Below are 268 nucleotides of genomic sequence, written 5' to 3'. Positions count from 1 at the left end.
TCCGCTTCCAAACGGGCAAGCTGTGCATCTATTGCATATTTTGCAACCTCATTGGACACTTCAAGTTCATGGTCAACTCTCAGGCGAAGGTCATCAAGTGTACTTTTGACACCAATACTGCACATTATGACAAATACCATCACAATGATGAGATTCACCTGGAGAATCAGGTTCACAAGCTAAAGTCCATATAATAATGCTTCGTTAAAACCACAGAAAATATTCTGTTGATCATTCAGAGCCATCACTGCTGGAGGCTATGAAAGAT

Origin of the sequence: Methylophaga sp. UBA4204 (assembly GCF_002379485.1) — a bacterium.
Taxonomy (GTDB): Bacteria; Pseudomonadota; Gammaproteobacteria; order Nitrosococcales; family Methylophagaceae; genus Methylophaga.
Note: the sequence above shows the minus strand (reverse complement) of the source record.